A 20,496-nucleotide genomic window follows, 5' to 3' on the forward strand; every position below is an offset into this window, starting at 1 on the left:
TCCGGCCCGGTGCGGGCCGGCAGGCGATCAGCCCTTCAGCCGGGCCATCCATGCCTCGACCTCGTCGGCCTGCCGCGGCAGCTTGTCCGAGAGGTTCCGGTTGCCGTCCTCGGTGACCAGGATGTCGTCCTCGATCCGGACGCCGATGCCGCGGTACTCCTCCGGCACGGTCAGGTCGTCGGCCTGGAAGTAGAGACCGGGCTCGACGGTGAGGCAGACGCCCGGCTCCAGCGTCCCGTCGACGTACGTCTCGGTCCGCGCGGCGGCGCAGTCGTGGACGTCCATGCCGAGCATGTGGCCGGTGCCGTGCAGGGTCCAGCGGCGCTGGAGGCCCAGCTCCAAGACCCTCTCCACCGACAGGTCGCCCAGCAGGCCCCACTCGACGAGCTTCTCGGTGAGCACCCGCTGCGCCGCGTCGTGGAAGTCGCGGAAGACGGCGCCGGGCTTCACCGCGGCGATACCCGCCTCCTGCGCCTCGTACACCGCGTCGTAGATCTTGCGCTGGAGCGGTGTGAACGTGCCGCTGATGGGAAGCGTGCGGGTCACGTCGGCCGTGTAGAGGTCGTTGGTCTCCACGCCGGCGTCGAGCAGCAGCAGCTCGCCCGATCGGACCGCGCCGTCGTTGCGCACCCAGTGCAGGGTGGTCGCGTGCGGCCCGGCGGCGCAGATCGAGCCGTACCCGATGTCGTTGCCCTCGATGCGGGCGCGCAGGAAGAACGTGCCCTCGATGTAGCGCTCGCTCGTGGCCTCGGCCTTGTCGAGGACCTTCACGACGTCCTCGAAGCCGCGGGCGGTGATGTCGCATGCCTTCGTCAGCTCGGCGATCTCGAAGGCGTCCTTGACCAGCCGGGCCTCGGAGAGGTAAACCCGCAGCTCCTCGTCGCGCTCGGCGGTGACCTTGTCGGTCAGCGCGGCCTCGACTTCGGCGTCGTGGCCGCGGACGTTGCGCACGGGGCCGGTGGCCTCGGCCAAGGCGGCGGGCAGCTCGCGCACGTCCTTCGCCGGGATCCCCAGCAGCTGCTCGGCCTCGGCGAGGGAGTGGCGGCGGCCGACCCACAGCTCGCCCTGGCCGTCGAGCCAGAACTCGCCGTTCTCCCGGTTCGAGCGGGGCAGCAGGTAGACGGTCGCCTCGTGGCCGTCGTCCGTCGGCTCCAGGACGAGGACGCCGTCCTGGGTCTGGTCGCCGGTGAGGTACGCGTATTCGGTGGAGGCGCGGAAGGCGTAATCGGTGTCGTTCGAACGGGTCTTCAGCCGGCCGGCGGGAATGACCAGGCGCTCGCCGGGGAAGCGCGCGGACAGCGCGGCGCGGCGGTCGGCGGTGTGCGCGGCCTGGGCGATCGGCTCCAGACCGTGCAGCTCGGTGTCGGCCCAACCGGACTTCATGCTCGCGGCGAGCTCATCGGAGACGCCCGGGTACAGGCTGTTCTTCCGCTGCTTGACCGTCTCTGTCTCTTCGGTCTCCGGGGTCTCCGGAATGAACTCCTCAGACACGACTTGTCTCTCCTAGGTACGACACTGGGCCCTCTCCATCGTACGGGCGTACGGGAGGGGGCCCAGGGCCGGAAGACCTCTTACACAGGAAGGCTTCGGAAGGCGCGGAACGGGGGCGGTTCAGTCGAAGCGGGCCGCCAGAACGACCACGTCCTCAGCGCCGTCCGCCTGCCCGGCACCCTCGGGCAGCACGGTGCGCACCACATGGTCGGCGACGGCTCCGGCGTCCCGGCGCAGCGCCCTCGGAACGCTCGCCGCCGCCGAGTGGAGCCGCGCGTACGCCCGGTCCATCGAGTCGCCGGCCCGGCGCAGCAGCCCGTCGGTGTAGAGCAGGACCGTCTCGCCGGGCGCGGGGGCGACGTCCACACTGGGCGCCTCCCAGCAGGACAGCATGCCCAGCGGGGCGGACAGGGTGGTCTCGACGTACGAGGTGCGGCGCTCGCCGGTGATCAGCGGCGGCGTGTGCCCGGCCCCGGCGAGCAGGACCTTGCCGCGGGCGGGTTCGCAGTAGGCGAAGAGCGCGGTCGCCGAACGGGCGGGCTCGGTCAGCCGCAGCAGCAGTTCGAGGTCGGAGAGTACGGCGACGGGGTCCTCGCCCTCCATCACCGCGTAGGCGCGCAGGCCGGCGCGCAGCCGTCCCGTGGCGGCCAGCGCGCTGGGCCCGGAGCCGTCCACCGAGCCGACGGCGAGACCGAGAGCCCCCTCCGGCAGCGCCAGCGCGTCGTACCAGTCGTTGCCGCCCTGCGGGGCCACCTGGTGGCGTACGGCCAGCTGGACGCCGGGAATCCGGGGGAGCCGGGTGGGCAGGAGCTCCTCGGTCACGGTGGCCACATCCGTCCTGGCCCGTTCCAGTTCCAGCAGGCGGGCCAGGTGCTCGCAGGCGTACCCGGCGTACAGGCCGATGAGGTGGCGCTGGCGCTCCAGCGGTTCGGCGGGTTCGTCGTAGAGCCAGACGGCGGCACCGAGCCGTCCGGTCGTCCCGGCGGCCAGGGGCAGCGCGTAACTGGCGGCGTAACCGAGCCGGGCGGCGACCTCGCGCCTTTGAGGGTCCACGCCGGGGTCGCCGAGCAGGTCGGGGGTGGTCAGCGGGCCTTCGGGGTTCGGCAGACCTTCCAGGATGCGGCCGTAGGAGGTGGCGCTGCGCGGCACGGTCTCGATCTGGCCGAGTTCTGCGTGGGCCAGCCCGAGCCCGATGGTGCTGAAGGGGCCGCGGCGGTCGGACGGTTCGAAGGCGATCAGTCCCCGGCGGGCGCCGACCAGGGCGGCTCCGGCTTCGAGGAACTCGTGCAGTGCGTCGTCGAGGGTGCTGGTTCCGGCCAGCCTTTCGGTGAGTTCGTGGAGGGTGGTGAGGTCGGAGACCCAGCCGGCCAGGCGGTCCTGGATGAAGGCGCCGGGTGGTGCGGAGACCTCGTTGATCGGCCCGGCAGTGTGCGCCGAAACCGGAACTTCTGGATCGATTCCAGCCACTTTTGGCAGATGCGGAGCGCTCATGGTCGTCGGCTTTCCGAGCGGTGTGTTCCGTCGAATAGCATCGCAAACCCCCATGTCATTCTGCGCCGCTACCAGTACATCCACATCTACACGCACAAGTAAGGCGATGTCCAGCATTGTCCCCCCGAGGAACGTGGTGTTCCCGCGTTAATCAACTTGGCCAAAAAACGCACCCAGCAGTGCCTATTAGGGGTCGACTGGGTCTGCCCGGCGAGGGCGTACCTCCGGGTGGAGTCCCGGGGGAGCGTCATTCCGGGGATGCTGGGTACGTAAATCTTTGGATGGCCGGGGACGGTCCCACCCGCCCCCGGAACCTGGCAGCAGGCCCGGACGTCCTCCCTTGTGACGGCCGCGCCCCACCCCCGAGTGGTGAGGCCGTACGGACGGCAGGCGCGCCACGCGCCCTGCACCTCGCCACGATGTCGACTGCAAGCAGCTCGATCCAGCACAGCTCACGCTCGGTACCGACGAACGACCCGTACCGCAGGCTCGACGAGCACGTACACCCAGTGAAGATCCGCAGGCATGGTGTGACCGCACACGGTGTGACGCGGACCCTCGGCGTTCAACGGAACGGAAAGGAACGAGCGCTCATGCGCGAGATCCTCGGAAGGCGACGCAGGCTCAGGCTCGGACGCAGGGACGGCTCCGCCCGGCTCGACGCGGCCCTGACCTGCGCCACGGCCTGGCAGTGGCCCGTGCTCCCCGGGGCGGGGCTGCGGAAGGCCGGCAGTGGCGGTGACCGTGGGCGCGGATGCGCCTGCCCCGATCCCGAGTGCGCCGTACCCGGCGCGCACCCCTTCGATCCCGGACTGCTCGCGGCGACCACCGACGCCCGGATGGTGCGCTGGTGGTGGACGAACCGGCCCGCCGCGCCGGTGCTGCTCGCCACGGGCGGGCACGCGCCGTGCGCCCTGAGCCTGCCCGCCGCGGCCGGTGCCCGCGCCCTGGCCGAACTGGACCGGGCGGGCGTGCGGCTGGGCCCCGTCGTGGCGGCGCCGACCCGGTGGGTGCTGCTGGTCGCCCCGTACACGCTCGAACGACTCGGCGAGCTGCTGTACGCCCAGGACTGGGTGCCCAGCTCGCTGCGGTTCCACGGCGAGGGCGGGTACGTCGTGCTGCCGCCCTCGGAGATCGGTACGGGGCAGGTGCGCTGGGAGCGTGCGCCGGAGCGGGTTTCCGGGGCCCGTGTGCGGGGGGCGGTCGCGGGGGCCGCGTCGCCGTGGCTGCCGGATGTGGGGGAGGTGCTGGACGCGCTGGTCGCGGCGAGCACGAGCGCCCCGGACGGCGGAAGCAGACTCGCTCACTGAGCGTTCGGTGGCCGGGTTGGCCCGTTTCGGTTGCGCGTGTGTTCTTTCGGAACGCGTTCATTACGGAGTTCTGTCGGTTCTCCGTCCGTTCTCCGGTGAATCCCTTCCGTTCTTCCCCACGCCCTCCCCGTCTCTTCCGATTGCTTCACGTTTCACATTCTCCGCGTAAACCGGCGACCGCTTGAACCGATGTGCCATGTGTCGTGTGCCATGGGCCATGTGGCGATTGAGCCGATGCGCCGATCTGTTTCCGCCGGTCCGTTTGCACTGTCTCGTTCGCGTCGGTCCGTTCGCGTCGGTCCGTTCGCGTCGGTCCGTTCGCGCCGGTGCGCTTGTGCCGGTGCGCTTGTGCCGGTGCGATTGTGCTGCCGCGGCGTGCCGTACGGCGAAGCGGCCCGTGCAAAGCCGGGCGGAGGCGGGGTTCCTGATGGTCTTTCGGGCGCTGGTCCGGGGCGGCTACGGCTCCAACGCGCTTCCCTGGCCGTTGGACTGATGCCGGGCCATCGGGAGGGGGGAGCGGAGGGCGGGGAGCGGGGAGCGGGGCGGCGGGTCTGTGCGCGGCCTGTGCGGGGGCTCGTACGCGGCCTGTGCGCCGTGGGGCGCGGCCTGCGCGCCGTACCCGGAAATGAGGATGCCCGATCGCTGGCGACGGGGGATGCACCAGCGACCGGGCTTCTAGAACCGTAACAAGAGATCTGCCGTTCGCAAATTCGATCTCGCGTATTCGGACGGCGATTTACCTGTCAGTACGGGGAGTTGTGACGCGGGTCACCGCGCGGCCCGAGTGATGGTCACTGTCAGCTGAGCGTCACCTGGCGGTTGGTGAGCCCGCCGCGCGCCCGCCGCTCCTCGGCGGTGAGCGGCGCGTCCGACGCGAGCGCCGTCGTGAGCCGCTCCGCGAACGCGGCGGCCGGCTTCTCGCACTCCTCGGCACCCATCGCGCTCGGCAGGTCCCAGACCGGAACCATCAGCCCGTGCGCCCGGAACGAGCCGACCAGCCGGGTGCCCTCGCCGAGCGACGAGTCGCCCGCGGCGTGCAGCCGGGCGAGCGCGTCGAGCAGCTGCTCCTCGGCGTACGGCATGACCCAGCGCAGGTGGTTCTTCTCCGGCGTCTCGCACCAGTAGGCGGCGTCCACCCCGGAGAGCAGGACGGTCGGGATCGCCGCGTCGTTGGCACGCTCCAGCGATGCGGTCACCTCCGCCGTGGCGTTCTCCGCGTCCGGCACCCAGAACTCGAAACCGGAGTGGACCACCGGCGCGAAGGGCGCGCCGGCGTCCAGCAGGTCCTGCAGCCGGGGCCCGTCGGCCGGTACGCGGCGGGCGGCCACCGGCGAACCCGGCTCCGCCTCCAGCGCACGCTGCAGGGTGTCCGCGAGGTCCCGGCTCAGGTCGCCGGACGAGGTGTCGTTCTGCAGGGCGAGCAGGACGGAACCGTCCTCGCGGCGCAGCGCGGGCCAGGCCATCGGGAGGACCGTCGCCAGCGTCACCGAGGGCACACCCTCGGGCAGGCCGCCCTTGAGCGTCAGCTCGGCGGTGGCGGCCGGGACCAGCTCGCGCAGCGCGACCCAGTCGCACTCCCCGGCCAGCCCCTCGAACGGGCGCTGGACCAGCTCGGTCACGGCCTGGGCCGCGGCGCGGCCGTGACATGCCTTGTAGCGGCGGCCCGAACCGCACGGGCAGGGCTCACGAGCCCCGACCACCGGGATCTCGGCGTCCTTGAGCTGCTGCTTCCCGGCCTTGGTCTGAGGGCGCTTCTTCGGCATGGTGGGCTTTCTCCCGATTGCGACAGTGCGGTCTGGCCCGCGAGCCTAGCCGCCCCGCCACCGTCCGGGGCACAGCCGGCCTCGCCCCTTCCCGCCCGCGCCTCAGCCCATGCCCTCAGTTCATGTTTTCGCCGACGCCCTCAGCTCACGTCTTCAGCTCAGACATTCAGCTCATGCCTTCAGCTCACGTCTTCAGCCCACGTCTTCAGCCCACGTCTTCAGCCCACGTCATCGAACGCATCGTCGAACGCGCTGGAGAAGTCCAGCCCCTCGAACCCCGGGACGACGGCGGCCTTCGACGCGCTCGGCAGTCCGGTCACACCGGCCGTGCGCCCGTGTCCCCGACCGCTCGGCCGTTCGCCGGGGCGCCCATGGGAACCGTGGGCCCCAGGCCCCCCGTTGACGAGCACCCAGACGGTGACCTCGCCGGGGGCGTCGTCCCGTACGCCCCATTCCTGGGCCAGCGCGCTGATGATGTTCAGCCCGCGGCCGCCGCGAGCGGTCACCGAGGGAGTGGCCGGAACCGGCCGCGTAGGGCCGCCGCCGTCCGTCACCTCGACGGTCAGCCCGCCCGTCCGGTCGACGCGCCACGCGGCGCGTACGTCACCGTCCCCCCTCTCGGTGTGCCGGCCCAGCGGCCTGCCGTGCCGGCAGGCGTTGCTGAGCAGCTCGGAAAGAATCAGCACCGCATCGTCGACGACCGCATCCGACACCCCGTGGCTGCGCAACTGCTCACGCATCCGGTGCCGCGCCTGTCCCACGCCCGCAGGGCCATGGGGCACGGCCATGCTCGACGACGTGGGCACCTCCTGTGCCACCACCAACGCCACCCCCGAGACCTCCTTTGCCCCCACGCCACGGAGTGGATGCCCTCCAGGGCTGTGCCGGAAACCGGCCCATGGTCTGTCAGTGACGCACTCGACAAGAATGGGCACAGTCCGAGTGCGCCGGTGTACTCCCTGTAGTTGATCTACTGATGCACTGATGCACTGATGCACTGATGCGATCGACTGACTCGGACTACTGACATCGACTGGCCCGGACTACTGACCCGGACTACTGACGCGGACTGCTGACCCGGACTACTGACCCGGACTACTGACGCGGACTGCTGATGCCGACTGATGACCCAGACTGCTGATGCGGACTGCTCCTGCGCCGAGGTCATGCGCGTCCCAGCTGAGCCAGGACCTGCTTGGGCCGGTTGGTGATGATGGCCTCGACGCCGAGCCGGACGCACAGGTCGACGTCTTCCGGCTCATTGACCGTCCAGACGTGGGCCCGGTGCCCGGCCCGGTGGAGCCGTTCGATGTAACCGGGGTGGCTGCGCACGATCCGCATGCCGGGGCCGGCGATCCGGGCCCCGGCCGGCAGCCGTCCGTCGCGCAGCCGGGGGGAGACGAACTGCATGAGGTAGACGGTGGGCAGATGGGGGACGGCATCCCGGACGCGGTGCAGCGAGCGGGCCGAGAAGCTCATGACGCGTACCGGTGAGGGGCTGCCCGCGGGCGGGGGTGCGTCGAGTTCGAAGCGTTTCAGCAGGTGCAGGAGCCGTTCCTCGACCTGGCCCGCCCAGCGCGTCGGGTGCTTGGTCTCGATGGCCAGCTGGAGCTCCCGCCCGGAGGCCCGCGTCTCGACGAGGAGTTCGAGGAGCCGTTCCAGGGTGAGTACGGAGGTGAGCTCGCCCGGCACCGGGTCCCAGTCCGGCGACTCGGTCTCGTCGCGGTCCTTCCAGGAGCCGAAGTCGAGGGCGGCGAGTGCGTTCAGCTCCAGGGCGGAGACCGCGCCGCGCCCGTTGGACGTACGGTTCACCCGGCGGTCGTGTACGCATACGAGGTGGCCGTCGGCCGTGAGCCGTACGTCGCACTCCAGGGCATCGGCACCGTCCTCGATCGCTTTCCGGTACGCGGCGAGGGTGTGCTCGGGGGCGTCGTCGGACGCGCCCCGGTGTGCGATGACCTGGATGGGATGCTGCTTGGGGCGCTGCTGCCGTGCTTGGGTCACCCGGGTCATGGTGTCACCGGGAGACCACGGGTGTGCGCACCTTGCGACGCGGGACCGTTTTGTCTGTTGTAAGGACCCGTGCGCAGATGCACAGGTCCTGCTTACAGTGGCCTGACGTGTTGTGGGAAAGGCTGTCCCGGACACGTACACAGCGGATCTCTTGCCGAATGATGATGCAGAACCGAGGAGTATAGAGCTGTGAGCACAGAGAACGAGGGCAACGAGGGCACTGCGGCTGAGGCCGCCCCGTCCGTTCCGTCCGCACCTCCCGTGCCGGCCGACGCTCCCCAGGCGCACTCCGAGGGCACACGCCCCGCCGCGCCCCACCTCGACGCGACGGCCACGCAGCAGCAGCCGGCCTCCCCCGCGCAGGACCCGGAGACCGCCCGGCTGGCTGCGGTCCCGGCGACGCCGCAGTACGCGCCCCCGGCCCCGCCGCAGTCCGCGGCCGACGCCGGCTGGCCCCCGCCGCCGCCAGCCGTTCCCGCGTACGCCCATGGCACGCAGGGAAGCGGCGGCGGACCTGTGTGGGGCCCGCCAGGCGCCCCGCACACGCCCGAGGCGCCGCGCAAGCGTGGCGCGGGCGGGCTGGTGGCCGCGGTGGTCGTGGCGGCGCTCGTCGCGGGCGGCATCGGCGGCGCCCTCGGCTACTGGGCGGCGGACAGCAACGACGGTTCCGGTTCGACGACCGTCTCGGCCTCGGCCAACCCCCAGGACCTGAAGCGCGACCCGGGCACGGTCGCCGGCGTCGCCGCCAAGGCGCTCCCCAGCGTGGTCACGATCGACGCGCAGGGCGGCGACGGCGAGGGCGGCACGGGCACCGGCTTCGTGTACGACAAGGAAGGCCACATCCTCACGAACAACCACGTGGTGGCCTCCGCGGCGGACAGCGGCCAGCTCACGGCGACGTTCTCCAACGGCAAGAAGTACAACGCCGAGGTGGTCGGCCGCGCCCAGGGCTACGACGTGGCCGTCCTGAAGCTGAAGAACCCGCCGAACTCTCTGACCCCGCTCCCCGTGGGCAACTCCGACCAGGTCGCGGTCGGCGACTCGACCATCGCGATCGGCGCCCCGTTCGGCCTGTCCAACACGGTCACCACGGGCATCATCAGCGCGAAGAACCGCCCGGTCGCCTCCGGTGACGGCAACGGCGGCAGCAATTCGTACATGAGCGCCCTGCAGACCGACGCCTCGATCAACCCGGGCAACTCCGGCGGCCCGCTGCTGAGCGCGGGCGGAGCGGTCATCGGGATCAACTCGGCGATCCAGTCGACCGGCAGCTCCGGCCAGAGCCAGGCCGGCTCCATCGGCCTCGGCTTCGCGATCCCGATCAACCAGGCGAAGACCGTCGCCGAGCAGCTGATCAAGACGGGCCAGCCCGTCTACCCGGTCATCGGAGCCACGGTGACGATGGACGACCGGAGCGACGGCGCGGTCATCTCGGACCAGGGCGCCAGCGGCACGGAAGCGGTCACCAAGGACGGCCCGGCGGCCAAGGCGGGCCTCCGTGCCGGCGACGTCATCACGAAGTTCAACGACACCGTGGTCGACAGCGGCCCCACCCTGATCGGCGAGATCTGGACCCACAAGCCGGGCGACCACGTCACCCTCACCTATAAGCGCGACGGCAAGACGGCAACCGCCGAAGTGACCCTGGGCGAGCGCAAGGGCGACAGCTGACCGGCTAGGCTGTTCCCCGCGCCGGACACGTCCGCACGGACCGCGGCCGGCGCGGGGTGGGTTGCCCGAGCGGCCTAAGGGAACGGTCTTGAAAACCGTCGTGGCGCGAGTCACCGTGGGTTCAAATCCCACACCCACCGCGTAGGAACGACCCCCGACCGGGTGCACCAGGTGCATCGGGCGGGGGTCGTTCGTCTGTGTGCGCGGGCTCCTAGGATGGCGGGCGGGGGCGGAGCCGTAGCGCAGGGGTCGTCGCGCGCGGTCTCCGCAACTGCGAGGACGCCGGTTCGAATCCGGCCGGTTCCGCCCCTGTACCCCTCTGTGCGCCGCCTTCTGGTCCCGCGAGGCCGAGTGGAGGGTTCGCACGCCTCCGGGAGGTTTGATTTCCCTTCCTCACGCTTGCGGGGGAATCGGGGGACGTGGGTGGTTCGCCGGTTCGGCGATGGGCAGCTTTGATCCGCGACGTCGTGATCATCACCGGGCGGTCGGTCGTCGGCCCGGGTTCAGCCTCAGCCCTACTTTCGGTTCCTGGAGGAACAGACATGGCAAGCATCCGTACCGCTCGTGTCCTCGCCGTTGTTGCCGCGCTGCCTCTTGCCGCCGTTCTCCTCGGCGGGGTGGCCCAGGCGGACAACGGGGCGATCGCGAGCAGCGGATCGACCGCTGGCGTGGCCACGATCGGAGGCAGTGGGGTGGGGAGGGACAACGCGGGCAATTCGTCCACCTCGCAACAGCAGGCCACCGGGTCGGGGGCGTCGAACCAGAGCAACTCCGCGCAAGTGAACGGGTCCGGGTTCACCGGCATCGACCAGTCCACGCACAACCTGGCGGTGAACTTCACCAACCTCTGGTGAGCGCGGAGCCCGTCGCGATCCGGTCGGGGGGTCGGATCGTGACGGAAGGACGCCTACGGCCCGCACGTACGCCGCTTCGGCGCCCGTGCGGGCCGTTCCGTCTGCGAGGGCGGATGTGCGAGGGCGGATGTGCGAGGGCGCATGTGTGACGTACGCGTGCGGGCGGCGGCGTCGCGTGTCTTGACAGCCGGAGCGGAACTGACGGACAGTCAGAAACGTTCAGCGGCGCGCTCGGAGTGCCCGGCCCGCCGGTTCTCGTGCCGTTTCCGGGAGGCGTTGACGTGCATCTGGCCCCGACCGACCGTCAGCGCCGCCTGCGCGCCGAACTCCGCGCCTACTTCCGCGAGGTGATGCCGGAGCCTGGCCACACGGTCCGTGATCCGGACGCGCAGCGGCGGCTGCTGCGACGGATCGGAGCCGACGGGATGCTCGGCCTCGGCTGGCCCGTCGCGTACGGGGGGCAGGGGCGCGGCGCGGACGAGCAGTTCGTGTTCTTCGACGAGGCATACCGGGCCGGTGCCCCCGTCTCCATGGTCACGCTCAACACCGTCGGCCCCACGCTGATGAAGTACGGGACCGAGGCGCAGAAGGCGTACTTCCTGCCCCGGATCCTCACCGGCGAGATCGTCTTCGCCATCGGTTACAGCGAGCCGGAGGCCGGTACGGATCTCGCCGCCCTGCGCACCCGGGCGATCCGGGACGGCGACGCGTGGGTCGTCGACGGGCAGAAGGTCTTCACCAGCAACGCGCAGCAGGCGGACTGGATCTGGCTCGCCTGCCGCACCGACCCGGACGCGCCCAAGCACCGCGGCATCTCGATCCTGCTCGTACCGACGGACGCGCCCGGCTTCTCCTGGACGCCCATCGAAACGGTGGGCGGCCTGACCACCACCGCCACGTACTACGACGGCGTGCGCGTGCCCGCCACCGCGCTCGTCGGGGCGGAAAACGCCGGCTGGGGCCTCATCACCAACCAGCTCAACCACGAACGGGTGGCGCTCGCGGCGATCGGCATGCAGGCCGAGGACTTCTACGAGGCGGCGCTCGCCTTCGCCCGCACCCCCGACCCGGTGACGGGCCGGCGCCCGGCCGACGAGCCGTGGGTCCGTGCCCGGCTGGCCGAGGCGTACGCGCGGCTGGCGGCGACGCGCCTGCTCAACTGGCGCCTCGTCGGCGACGTGGGCGCGGGCGCACTGGCGCCCGGCGACGCGAGCGGCGTGAAGTTCGCCGGGACGGAGAGCGCCGTGGAGGTCTACCGGATGTGCCAGGAGGTCGCCGGCGACGCCGGACTGATCCGGGGCGGTTCCCCCGGCGCATTCGGGGACGGCGAGCTGGAGCGCATGAACCGGGCGGCCCAGATCAACACGTTCGGGGGCGGGGTGAGCGAGGTGCAGCGGGAGATCGTCGCCATGATGCGGCTCGGGATGAAGGGCGCCAAGCGGTGACGGCCGGGCGCGCGGACGTGCACGAGGACCCGGCCCGGGACACCGACGAGCTGTACGGACGGCTCCGGGCGTACGAGGGTCGGCCCGCCGCCACCGCCGGGACCGGCAAGGACCTCGTCAACGCGCCGATGATCAGGCACTGGTGCGAGGCGATGGGTGATACCAACCCCGCCTACTCGGGGCCGGACGCCATCGCTCCGCCGACGATGCTCCAGGCGTGGACGATGGGCGGTCTGTCCGGCCACACGGATCGCAGCGGCCCCTACGACGAACTGTTCGCCCTGCTCGACGGGGCCGGGTACACGGCCGTCGTCGCGACCGACTGCGAGCAGGAGTACCTGGGGCCCCTGCGGCTCGGGGACCGGATCACCTTCGACGCGGTGATCGAGGCCGTTTCCGCACGCAAGACGACGAAACTCGGCACCGGTTACTTCGTCACCACGCGCATGGACGTCCGCGCCCAGGGCGAAACCGCCGGAACGCACCGTTTCCGCATCCTCAAGTACCGGCCGGCGAAGGCGAAGGGGAACGCGAAGGGGCCGGCCCGCGCCGCACGGCCCGATCCCGTCGTCAACCGGGACAACGCGGGTTTCTGGGAGGGCGTGGCGGCCGGCCGATTGCTGATCCAGCGCTGCGGGGCTTGCGCCGACCTGCGCTTTCCCTGGTTGCCCGGCTGCAACACCTGCGGATCGCCCGAATGGGACACGGTCGAGGCGTCGGGTGAGGGCACGGTCTTCAGCTATGTCGTCATGCACCACCCACCGTTCCCCGCCTTCAGCGAGTCCGGCGAGGGCGGACCGTACGCGGTGGCACTCATCGAGCTCGCGGAGGGCGTGCGGATGGTCAGCAACGTGGTCGGAGTGCCGTACGACGAGGTGCGGGTGGGCATGCCGGTGCGGCTGGAGTTCCTGCGTACCGGGCCCGAAGCGCAGCTTCCGGTCTTCCGTTCCGCCGCGGTGGGTGAGGGCTGACATGGATTTCACGCCTGGCGAGGAGCAGCGCGCGGCGCGGGGGCTGGCCGCCCGGATATTCGCGGACCTGTCGACGCACGACCGCCTGGCCGCGGCCGGCACCGGCTCGGACGCGGAGCTGTGGAAGGAGTTGTGCGCGGCCGGTCTGCCCGGGGCCGTCGAGGAGACCGGGCTGCTCGGGCTGGTCCTGATGCTGGAGGAGCAGGGCCGGACGACCGCGCAGGTGCCGTTCGCCGCGAGCTGTGTGTACGGGCTGCTGGCCGTCGCCGGTCATGGCACGGACGAGCAGCGCGGGCGGTTGCTGCCGCCGTTGCGTGACGGTACGGCGGTGGCGACGGGTGCGTTCCCCGCCTGCGACGCCGTACACGTGGAGGCCGGGGCGCGTCTGAGTGGCGGTGTGCCGCTGGTGCCGTGGCTGAGGGACGCCACCCATGTCCTGGTCGCCGCCGCGGACCGGACCCTGTGGCTCGTACGGGCCGGGGAGCGCGGGGTGCGGGTCGAGCCCGTAGAGACCACGGCCCCGTGGTCGGCCGGCCGGCTCGTGCTGAGCGGGGCACCCGCTGAACGGCTGGGGGGCGCGGGGGCGTACGCGGACGTGCTCGCCGCCGCGCGCACGGCGTTCGCCGGAGTGCAGGCGGGCGTGTGCGCCGGTTCGGTGGCGCGCGCGGTGGAACACACCAGCGCGCGCGAACAGTTCGGGCGCCCCCTGTCCACCAAGCAGGCGGTGCTGCTGCGGGCCGCCGACGCGCACATGGACACCGAGGCGATCCGTGTCACGGCGTACGAGGCGGCGTGGCGCCGCGACGAGGGGCTGCCGTACGAGGCGCAGGCGCTGACCGCCGCATGGTGGGCGTCCGAGGCGGGAAAGCGCGTCGTCCACACCGGCCAACATCTGCACGGCGGCACGGGGGCCGACCTCGACCACCCCGTCCACCGGCACTTCCTCTGGGGACGCCAACTCGACGCCTACCTCGGCAGCGGCGGTGGCGTACTCCAGGAACTCGGCACGCTGCTGACGGAGAAGGAGCCGGAGGAATGACGGGACGCGAGACCGGCGGACGACCGGAAGCCGGCGCTCCGAAGCTCGGCCGACTGGAAGCCGGCGCTCCGAAGCTCGACGGGACGGAAGTCAGCGGGCCGAAGTTCGGCGGGCCGGAACTCGGCGCTCCGAAGCTCGGCGGACCGGAAGCCGGCGCTCCGAAGCCCGACCGACCGGAACTCGGCGCTCCGAAGTTCGATGGACCGGAACTCGGCGGCCCCAAGATCGACGGACCGAAGCTCGACCGACCGGAACTCGGCGCTCCGAAGCTCCACGGGCCGAAGCTCGGCGACGAGCTGGTGTCGCTGGAGATCCCGGTGACGCGCACCCTGATCGTGGCGGGTGCTCTCGCCTCCCGTGACTACCAGGACGTGCACCACGACGCGGAGTCCGCGCGGGAGAAGGGCTCCCCGGACGTCTTCATGAACATCCTGACCACCAACGGCCTGGTCGGTCGGTACGTCACCGACCGCTTCGGGCCCTCGGCGGTGCTCAGGCGCGTCGCCATCAGGCTCGGCGCGCCGAACTACCCCGGCGACACCATGGTCCTGAGCGGCACGGTCACCGCGCTCGGCGAGGACGGGACGGTGGAGGTGTCCGTCGTCGGAGCCAACGGGCTCGGCCGGCACGTCACCGGCACGGTGACCGTCAGCATCCCCGTAGACGTCACCCTCCCGGAGGGTTCCGCATGAGCTTGCGCATGGCCGACTCGCTCGGCGGGAAAGCGGCAGTGGCCGGGATCGGGGCCACCGAGTTCTCCAAGGACTCCGGGCGCAGCGAACTCAGGCTCGCCGTCGAGGCGGTGCGCGCGGCGCTGGACGACGCGGGCCTCACCCCCGCCGACGTCGACGGCCTGGTCACCTTCACGATGGACACCAGCCCCGAGATCACCGTCGCCCAGGCCGCCGGCATCGGTGAGCTGTCCTTCTTCTCGCGCGTCCACTACGGCGGCGGCGCGGCCTGCGCGACGGTCCAGCAGGCGGCGCTCGCCGTCGCCTGCGGGGTGGCCGACGTCGTCGTCTGCTACCGCGCGTTCAACGAGCGGTCGGGGCGCCGCTTCGGCTCCGGCGTGCAGCGGCGCGAGCCCACCGCCGAGGGCGCGGCGCTCGGCTGGAACCTGCCCTTCGGGCTGCTCACGCCCGCCTCCTGGGTGGCCATGGCGGCCCAGCGCTACCTGCACACGTACGGGCTGACGCCGGAGGCGTTCGGCCAGGTCGCGGTGGTTGACCGGCGGCACGCGGCCCGCAATCCGGCAGCGTACTTCCACGGCAAGCCGATCACGCTCGCCGACCACGCCGCCTCCCGCTGGATCGTCGAGCCGCTGCGGCTGCTGGACTGCTGCCAGGAGACGGACGGCGGCCAGGCGATCGTCGTCACCAGCGCCGAACGGGCCCGCGACCTGCGGCAGCCACCCGCGCTGATCGTCGCGGCGGCTCAGGGCGCGGGCCGGGCGCAGGAGCAGATGACGAGCTTCTACCGCGACGACCTGACGGGTCTGCCGGAGATGGGGGTCGTCGCCCGCCAGCTGTGGCGCACCTCGGGCCTGGCGCCCGCCGACATCGACGTGGCGATTCTGTACGACCACTTCACCCCGTTCGTTTTGATGCAGTTGGAGGAGTTCGGCTTCTGCGCTCCCGGGGAAGCCGCGGACTTCGTGGCGGCGGACGCGCTGCCCCTGAACACCCATGGGGGCCAGCTCGGAGAGGCGTACCTGCACGGGATGAACGGCATCGCGGAGGCGGTCCGGCAGATCCGGGGCACTTCGGTGAACCAGGTGCCGGGCGCCGCCACCTCCCTGGTCACCGCCGGCACGGGCGTCCCGACCTCGGGTCTGCTGCTGGGCATGGCGGGCTGACGGGCGGGCTGACGGGCGGGCTGACGGAGGGTGCGCTCGTGGGCGTACGTATCGGGGGTGACCCGGAGTCCCGCAGTTCGGCCCCTCCACCTACAGGAGGTGGAGGGGCGTTCGGACCTACACCCTGAGGCGGACGCGGTTTCGGGACCTGGGGGCGATCCCCGGGGCGGGCCCCGCTCCTAGCGTGGAGCCATGACCACGCCAGTCCGCACGGGCACCTCCAGGGGAGCCGCACCGGCATGCACGTCGGCAGCGGCACGTACTTTCGCACCGGCGGTGCGCACGGCCACACCGGTGCGCACGGCCACACCGGTGCGCACGGCCACACCGGTGCGCACGGCCACACCGGTGCGCACGGCCACACCGGCGCGCACGTCCGCGCCGGTCCGCACGTCCGCACCGGTGCGTCCGTCCGCACCGGCGCGCACCTCGTACGGTGTGCGCGCGCCGGCGGCGCCGTACGTCCCGTACCCCTCGTTCACGTCGTTCGTGAAGGCGCGCGGGCCGGTGCTGCTGCGGGCCGCCCGCTCGCTCACCGCGAATCCGAGCGACGCCGAGGACCTGCTGCAGACCGCGCTCACCAAGACGTACGTCGCCTGGGACCGGATCGAGGACCACCGCGCGCTCGACGGCTATGTCCGCCGGGCCCTGCTGAACACCCGGACCTCGCAGTGGCGCAAGCGCAAGGTCGATGAGTTCGCCTGCGACGAGCTGCCCGAGCAGGAGACGGTCCCCGGTCCCGACCCCGCCGAGCAGCAGTCGCTGCACGACGCGATGTGGCGGGCGGTGCTGAAGCTGCCGACCCGCCAGCGGGCCATGGTCGTCCTGCGCTACTACGAGGACCTGAGCGAGGCGCAGACCGCCGAGGTGCTCGGCGTATCCGTCGGCACGGTCAAGAGCGCGGTCTCCCGGGCGCTCGGCAAACTGCGCCAGGACCCGGAGCTGACCCCGGTCCGCTGATGCGTACGGACGAGCGGACAAGCGGAGCAGAGTCGTCCACCACCGCCTCCCGGTCGGTGTGAAATGCCGGACGACACCGATTCGTACCCTCGGGAGTAGTGACATACCGCTCGGTATGTGCGCAGAATCAGCGGAACCCTACTGCCGCGTAGCGCCCACCGGGAGGACGCCGTGCTCAGCACCATGCAGGACGTACCGCTGACTGTCACCCGCATCCTGAACCACGGGATGACCATTCACGGGAAGTCGCAGGTCACGACCTGGACCGGAGAGCCCGAGCCGCACCGGCGCAGCTTCGCCGAGATCGGCCGGCGGGCCACGCAGCTCGCCCACGCCCTGCGTGACGAACTCGGCATCGACGCTGATCAGCGCGTCGCGACCCTCATGTGGAACAACGCCGAGCACGTGGAGGCGTACCTCGCCATCCCGTCCATGGGCGCCGTGCTCCACACGCTGAACCTGCGCCTGCCCGCCGAGCAGCTGGTCTGGGTCGTCAAGCACGCCGACGACAAGGTCGTCATCGTCAACGGTTCAGTGCTGCCGCTCCTCGCGCCGCTCCTCCCTCAGCTGACGTCGCTCGAACACGTGGTCGTTTCCGGTCCCGGCGACCGCTCCGTGCTGGACGGCGCGGCGGTGCGCGTGCACGACTACGAGGAACTGATCGCCGGGCGCCCCACCAGCTACGACTGGCCCGAGCTGGACGAGCGCCAGGCCGCCGCCATGTGCTACACCTCCGGCACGACGGGGGACCCGAAGGGCGTCGTCTACTCGCACCGTTCGATCTACCTGCACTCCATGCAGGTCAACATGTGCGAGTCGATGGGCCTGACCGACAAGGACACCACCCTCGTCGTCGTGCCCCAGTTCCACGTCAACGCGTGGGGGCTGCCGCACGCGACGTTCATGTCCGGTGTCAACATGCTGATGCCGGATCGTTTCCTCCAGCCCGCCCCGCTCGCCGACATGATCGAGCGCGAGCGCCCGACGCACGCCGCGGCCGTCCCCACCATCTGGCAGGGCCTGCTCGCCGAGGTCACCGCCAACCCGCGCGACCTCACCTCGATGGCCAACGTCACGATCGGCGGCGCCGCCTGCCCGCCCTCCCTCATGGAGGCGTACGACAAGCTCGGCGTCCGCCTCTGTCACGCCTGGGGCATGACGGAGACCTCCCCGCTCGGCACCATGGCCAACCCGCCCGCCGGGCTGACCGAGGAGCAGGAGTGGCCCTACCGCGTCACCCAGGGCCGCTTCCCGGCCGGCGTCGAGGCGCGGCTGGTCGGCCCGGGCGGCGAGCACCTGCCGTGGGACGGCGAGTCGGCCGGTGAGCTGGAGGTGCGCGGCTCCTGGATCGCGGGCGCCTACTACGGCGGCGCGGACGGCGAGGCGCTGCGGCCGGAGGACAAGTTCAGCGAGGACGGCTGGCTGAAGACCGGCGACGTCGGTGTGATCAGCGAGGACGGCTTCCTCACGCTCACCGACCGCGCCAAGGACGTCATCAAGTCCGGCGGCGAATGGATCTCCAGCGTCGAGCTGGAGAACGCGCTGATGGCGCACCCGGACGTCGCGGAGGCCGCCGTCGTGGCCGTCCCGGACGACAAGTGGGGCGAGCGCCCGCTCGCCACGGTCGTCCTCAAGGAGGGCGCCACCGCCGACTACGAGGCGCTGAAGGCGTTCCTCGCCGATTCGGGCATCGCGAAGTGGCAGCTGCCGGAGCGGTGGTCGGTCATCCCGTCCGTGCCGAAGACGAGCGTCGGCAAGTTCGACAAGAAGGTCATCCGCAAGCAGTACGCGCAGGGCGAGCTGGACATCACGCAGCTCTGAGCCGAGCCGCACGGACGACGAGGGCGGTACGGGGTGTTCCCGTACCGCCCTCGTCGTATGCGTCTGTACAGCGGTTTATGCGCGCCTGTACGGCGGTTTATGCGCGCCTGTACGGCGGTCAGTTCGTGCCGATCTTCGCGAGGAGGTCGACGATGCGGGACTGCACCTCTTCGCTGGTCGAGCGCTCCGCCAGGAACAGCACGGTCTCCCCGGAACTGAGCTTCGGCAGCTCCGACTGGTCGATGCCGGCCGAGGTGTAGACGACCAGCGGGGTGCGGTTCAGCTGCCCGTTGGCGCGCAGCCAGTCGACGATGCCGGCCCGGCGACGGCGTACCTGCATCAGGTCCATCACCACCAGGTTCGGCCGCATCCGGGTCGCCAGCGACACGGCCTCGCTGTCGGTCGCCGCGCACGCCACCTGCATGCCCCGCCGCTCCAGCGTCTGCGTGAGCGCGACCGCGATGTCCTCGTGCTCCTCGATCAGCAGGACGCGCGGCGGGTGCTGCTCGCTGTCGCGCGGCGCGAGCGCCTTCAGCAGTACGGCGGGGTCGGCGCCGTACGCCGCCTCCCGCGACGCCTGCCCCAGACCGGCCGTCACCAGGACGGGCACCTCGGCGGCCACCGCCGCCTGGCGCAGCGACTGCAACGCCTTTCGGGTGATCGGCCCGGTCAACGGGTCTACGAAGAGCGCGGCGGGGAACGCGGCGATCTGCGCGTCCACCTCCTCGCGCGAGTGCACGATCACCGGCCGGTAACCGCGGTCGCTCAGCGCCTGCTGGGTGGAGACGTCGGGCGCGGGCCACACGAGCAGCCGGCGCGGGTTGTCCAGCGGCTCGGGCGGCAGCTCGTCGTCCACGGGCTGCGGGGACGGCCGGTTGGCGACCTCGACCGCGCCACCGGGGCCGTCCAACGGCTCAGGGCCCTCGGCCGCGCCCTCGTCGGGCGCCCCTATGGCGTACGCGCGCCCTTCGGCCGCCGGCGAGGCGAGCAGCTGCCCCGACCCCTGGCCCTGGACCGTGGTGCCGGGAGCGGGCTGGGGGGCGGTGGGCTGCGGTGCGGTCGGCTGCGGTGCGGGGAGCGCGGCGCTCTCTTCCTGGGGCTCCTGGGGCTCCTGGGGCTCCTGGGGCTCCTGGGTCGGCTCGGGTTCGGGCTCGGGCGGCGCGGCGAGCTTGCGGCGCCGCCCGACGCTGCTGGTGCCGCCGCCCAGGGTCTGGTTCTGCTGGTGGGCGATGTGCTGGGCGAACGGCACGCCCTGCCCGAGGGTGCGCACGCTGAACGCACGCCCCTGCGTCGAGTCCGGCGACCCCGGCATGGGCGCCTCGGCGGGCAACGGCTGCCGCCGCATGTCGGGCGCGGGCGCCAGGGTGCGGGGGCGCGCCGGGGGGCCGACGAGCCCGTCACCCGAGTCGTCGGCAGGGGCTTCACCGGGGGCGGCCGCGGTGCCGGTGGTGTGGCCCGTGGGGGCGACGGGGGCGGCACCCGGGAGCTGCGGCCCGGGGGTGGGGAGTGCGGCTGGTGCGGCCGGCGGGGGAGGCGCGATGGGCCCCTGGCCGGACGCGTCGTCGTGGCCCCAGGCACCCGACGGGGCGGGGGGTGCGGGGGGCGCGAACGGCTCGGTGCTGGGGGTGGGGGCGGACTGGGCCGCCTGTGCGGGCGCCTGTACGGGTGCCTGTACGGGTGCCTGTGCGGCCGGCGGCGCGAGGGGCGCGTTCGGGGCGGCGGGGGCACCCGGCATCGGGTGCGCGCCCGGCCACCGGCTGTCCGTCCTGCGCCGGGAGCACGAAGGGCGCGGACTGCCCCTCCTGCGGGCTG

General features: G+C 71.9%; 16 protein-coding genes, 2 tRNA genes and 1 pseudogene. 12 read left to right on the top strand and 7 right to left on the bottom strand.

Features of this window, described 5'->3' with window-relative positions; all coding sequences use genetic code 11:
- Window positions 1-27: 27 nt before the first annotated feature.
- Window positions 28-1,491, bottom strand: coding sequence for an aminopeptidase P family protein (locus E6R18_RS22090; protein ID WP_136318634.1), 1,464 nt, complete (start codon window positions 1,489-1,491; stop codon window positions 28-30).
- Window positions 1,492-1,611: 120 nt separating this feature from the next.
- The gene (locus tag E6R18_RS22095) at window positions 1,612-2,958 is read right to left on the bottom strand and encodes a PP2C family protein-serine/threonine phosphatase (RefSeq protein ID WP_136318635.1); all 1,347 of its coding nucleotides are present in this window, start codon (window positions 2,956-2,958) and stop codon (window positions 1,612-1,614) included.
- Between the two features lie 617 nt (window positions 2,959-3,575).
- On the opposite strand from E6R18_RS22095, the gene E6R18_RS22100 reads away from it, so the two are divergent.
- Window positions 3,576-4,292, top strand: a complete 717-nt coding sequence (locus E6R18_RS22100) for a bifunctional DNA primase/polymerase (RefSeq protein WP_136318636.1) — start codon at window positions 3,576-3,578, stop codon at window positions 4,290-4,292.
- A gap of 797 nt (window positions 4,293-5,089) precedes the next feature.
- Here E6R18_RS22100 and E6R18_RS22105 read toward each other — a convergent pair.
- The 3 genes from E6R18_RS22105 to E6R18_RS22120 all read right to left on the bottom strand — a co-directional run bounded on the left by E6R18_RS22105 (window position 5,090) and on the right by E6R18_RS22120 (window position 8,068).
- On the bottom strand, window positions 5,090-6,055 hold the full coding sequence (locus E6R18_RS22105) for a DUF5926 family protein (RefSeq protein WP_136318637.1): 966 nt from the start codon (window positions 6,053-6,055) through the stop codon (window positions 5,090-5,092).
- Between the two features lie 218 nt (window positions 6,056-6,273).
- Window positions 6,274-6,768, bottom strand: a complete 495-nt coding sequence (locus tag E6R18_RS22110) for an ATP-binding protein (protein ID WP_240799820.1) — start codon at window positions 6,766-6,768, stop codon at window positions 6,274-6,276.
- A gap of 451 nt (window positions 6,769-7,219) precedes the next feature.
- Window positions 7,220-8,068: a glycerophosphodiester phosphodiesterase family protein gene (locus E6R18_RS22120; protein WP_136318639.1), complete on the bottom strand. Its 849-nt coding sequence runs from the start codon at window positions 8,066-8,068 to the stop codon at window positions 7,220-7,222.
- 189 nt (window positions 8,069-8,257) lie between these two features.
- Between E6R18_RS22120 and E6R18_RS22125 the strand changes: the two genes are divergently transcribed.
- From E6R18_RS22125 to E6R18_RS22170, 9 genes are all read left to right on the top strand, one after another.
- Window positions 8,258-9,739 (top strand): trypsin-like peptidase domain-containing protein, encoded by a 1,482-nt coding sequence (locus tag E6R18_RS22125; protein ID WP_136318640.1) that lies wholly within the window; start codon window positions 8,258-8,260, stop codon window positions 9,737-9,739.
- Window positions 9,740-9,794: 55 nt separating this feature from the next.
- Window positions 9,795-9,879: transfer RNA gene (locus E6R18_RS22130), tRNA-Ser, on the top strand.
- A 91-nt stretch (window positions 9,880-9,970) separates the two neighbouring features.
- Window positions 9,971-10,045: transfer RNA gene (locus E6R18_RS22135), tRNA-Arg, on the top strand.
- Window positions 10,046-10,281: 236 nt separating this feature from the next.
- A complete protein-coding gene (locus E6R18_RS22140) occupies window positions 10,282-10,593 on the top strand; it encodes a hypothetical protein (protein ID WP_136318641.1) in 312 nt (103 codons plus the stop codon).
- A 281-nt stretch (window positions 10,594-10,874) separates the two neighbouring features.
- Entirely contained in the window at window positions 10,875-12,038 is a 1,164-nt protein-coding gene (locus E6R18_RS22145; protein ID WP_136318642.1) for an acyl-CoA dehydrogenase family protein, read from the top strand.
- Window positions 12,035-13,009: a bifunctional MaoC family dehydratase N-terminal/OB-fold nucleic acid binding domain-containing protein gene (locus tag E6R18_RS22150; RefSeq protein ID WP_136318643.1), complete on the top strand. Its 975-nt coding sequence runs from the start codon at window positions 12,035-12,037 to the stop codon at window positions 13,007-13,009. The genes E6R18_RS22145 and E6R18_RS22150 overlap by 4 nt, the downstream gene beginning before the upstream one ends.
- A gap of 1 nt (window position 13,010) precedes the next feature.
- Window positions 13,011-14,048 carry an acyl-CoA dehydrogenase family protein gene (locus E6R18_RS22155; RefSeq protein ID WP_136318644.1) on the top strand — a complete coding sequence of 346 codons (1,038 nt, stop codon included), beginning with the start codon at window positions 13,011-13,013 and terminating at the stop codon, window positions 14,046-14,048.
- 296 nt (window positions 14,049-14,344) lie between these two features.
- Complete coding sequence (locus tag E6R18_RS22165; RefSeq protein WP_206308353.1) at window positions 14,345-14,740, top strand: MaoC family dehydratase; 396 nt, start codon at window positions 14,345-14,347, stop codon at window positions 14,738-14,740.
- A complete protein-coding gene (locus E6R18_RS22170; RefSeq protein ID WP_136318645.1) occupies window positions 14,737-15,903 on the top strand; it encodes a lipid-transfer protein in 1,167 nt (388 codons plus the stop codon). Before E6R18_RS22165 ends, E6R18_RS22170 begins: the two co-directional genes overlap by 4 nt.
- A 179-nt stretch (window positions 15,904-16,082) precedes the next feature.
- On the opposite strand, the gene E6R18_RS34975 is transcribed toward E6R18_RS22170, so the two are convergent.
- Window positions 16,083-16,385, bottom strand: a complete 303-nt coding sequence (locus tag E6R18_RS34975; RefSeq protein WP_240799822.1) for a hypothetical protein — start codon at window positions 16,383-16,385, stop codon at window positions 16,083-16,085.
- Between E6R18_RS34975 and E6R18_RS22175 the strand changes: the two genes are divergently transcribed.
- The gene (locus tag E6R18_RS22175) at window positions 16,342-16,863 is read left to right on the top strand and encodes a SigE family RNA polymerase sigma factor (RefSeq protein WP_240799821.1); all 522 of its coding nucleotides are present in this window, start codon (window positions 16,342-16,344) and stop codon (window positions 16,861-16,863) included. The genes E6R18_RS34975 and E6R18_RS22175 overlap by 44 nt on opposite strands.
- 171 nt (window positions 16,864-17,034) lie before the next feature.
- Window positions 17,035-18,684 carry a long-chain fatty acid--CoA ligase gene (locus E6R18_RS22180; protein ID WP_136318647.1) on the top strand — a complete coding sequence of 550 codons (1,650 nt, stop codon included), beginning with the start codon at window positions 17,035-17,037 and terminating at the stop codon, window positions 18,682-18,684.
- Window positions 18,685-18,802: 118 nt separating this feature from the next.
- Here the strand turns inward: E6R18_RS22180 and E6R18_RS22185 are convergent.
- Window positions 18,803-20,496: pseudogene (locus tag E6R18_RS22185) on the bottom strand (nickel transporter); the annotation flags it as partial.

The sequence above is a fragment of the Streptomyces sp. A1277 genome, from assembly GCF_004795015.1.
Classification (GTDB): Bacteria; Actinomycetota; Actinomycetes; order Streptomycetales; family Streptomycetaceae; genus Streptomyces.

Coding starts and splice junctions, on each gene's coding strand:
- E6R18_RS22140 (WP_136318641.1), top strand. CDS start 10,282: ATGGCAAGCATCCGTACCGCTCGTGTCCTCGCCGTTGTTGCCGCGCTG.
- E6R18_RS22100 (WP_136318636.1), top strand. CDS start 3,576: ATGCGCGAGATCCTCGGAAGGCGACGCAGGCTCAGGCTCGGACGCAGG.
- E6R18_RS22105 (WP_136318637.1), bottom strand. CDS start 6,055: ATGCCGAAGAAGCGCCCTCAGACCAAGGCCGGGAAGCAGCAGCTCAAG.
- E6R18_RS22170 (WP_136318645.1), top strand. CDS start 14,737: ATGAGCTTGCGCATGGCCGACTCGCTCGGCGGGAAAGCGGCAGTGGCC.
- E6R18_RS22155 (WP_136318644.1), top strand. CDS start 13,011: ATGGATTTCACGCCTGGCGAGGAGCAGCGCGCGGCGCGGGGGCTGGCC.
- E6R18_RS22120 (WP_136318639.1), bottom strand. CDS start 8,068: ATGACCCGGGTGACCCAAGCACGGCAGCAGCGCCCCAAGCAGCATCCC.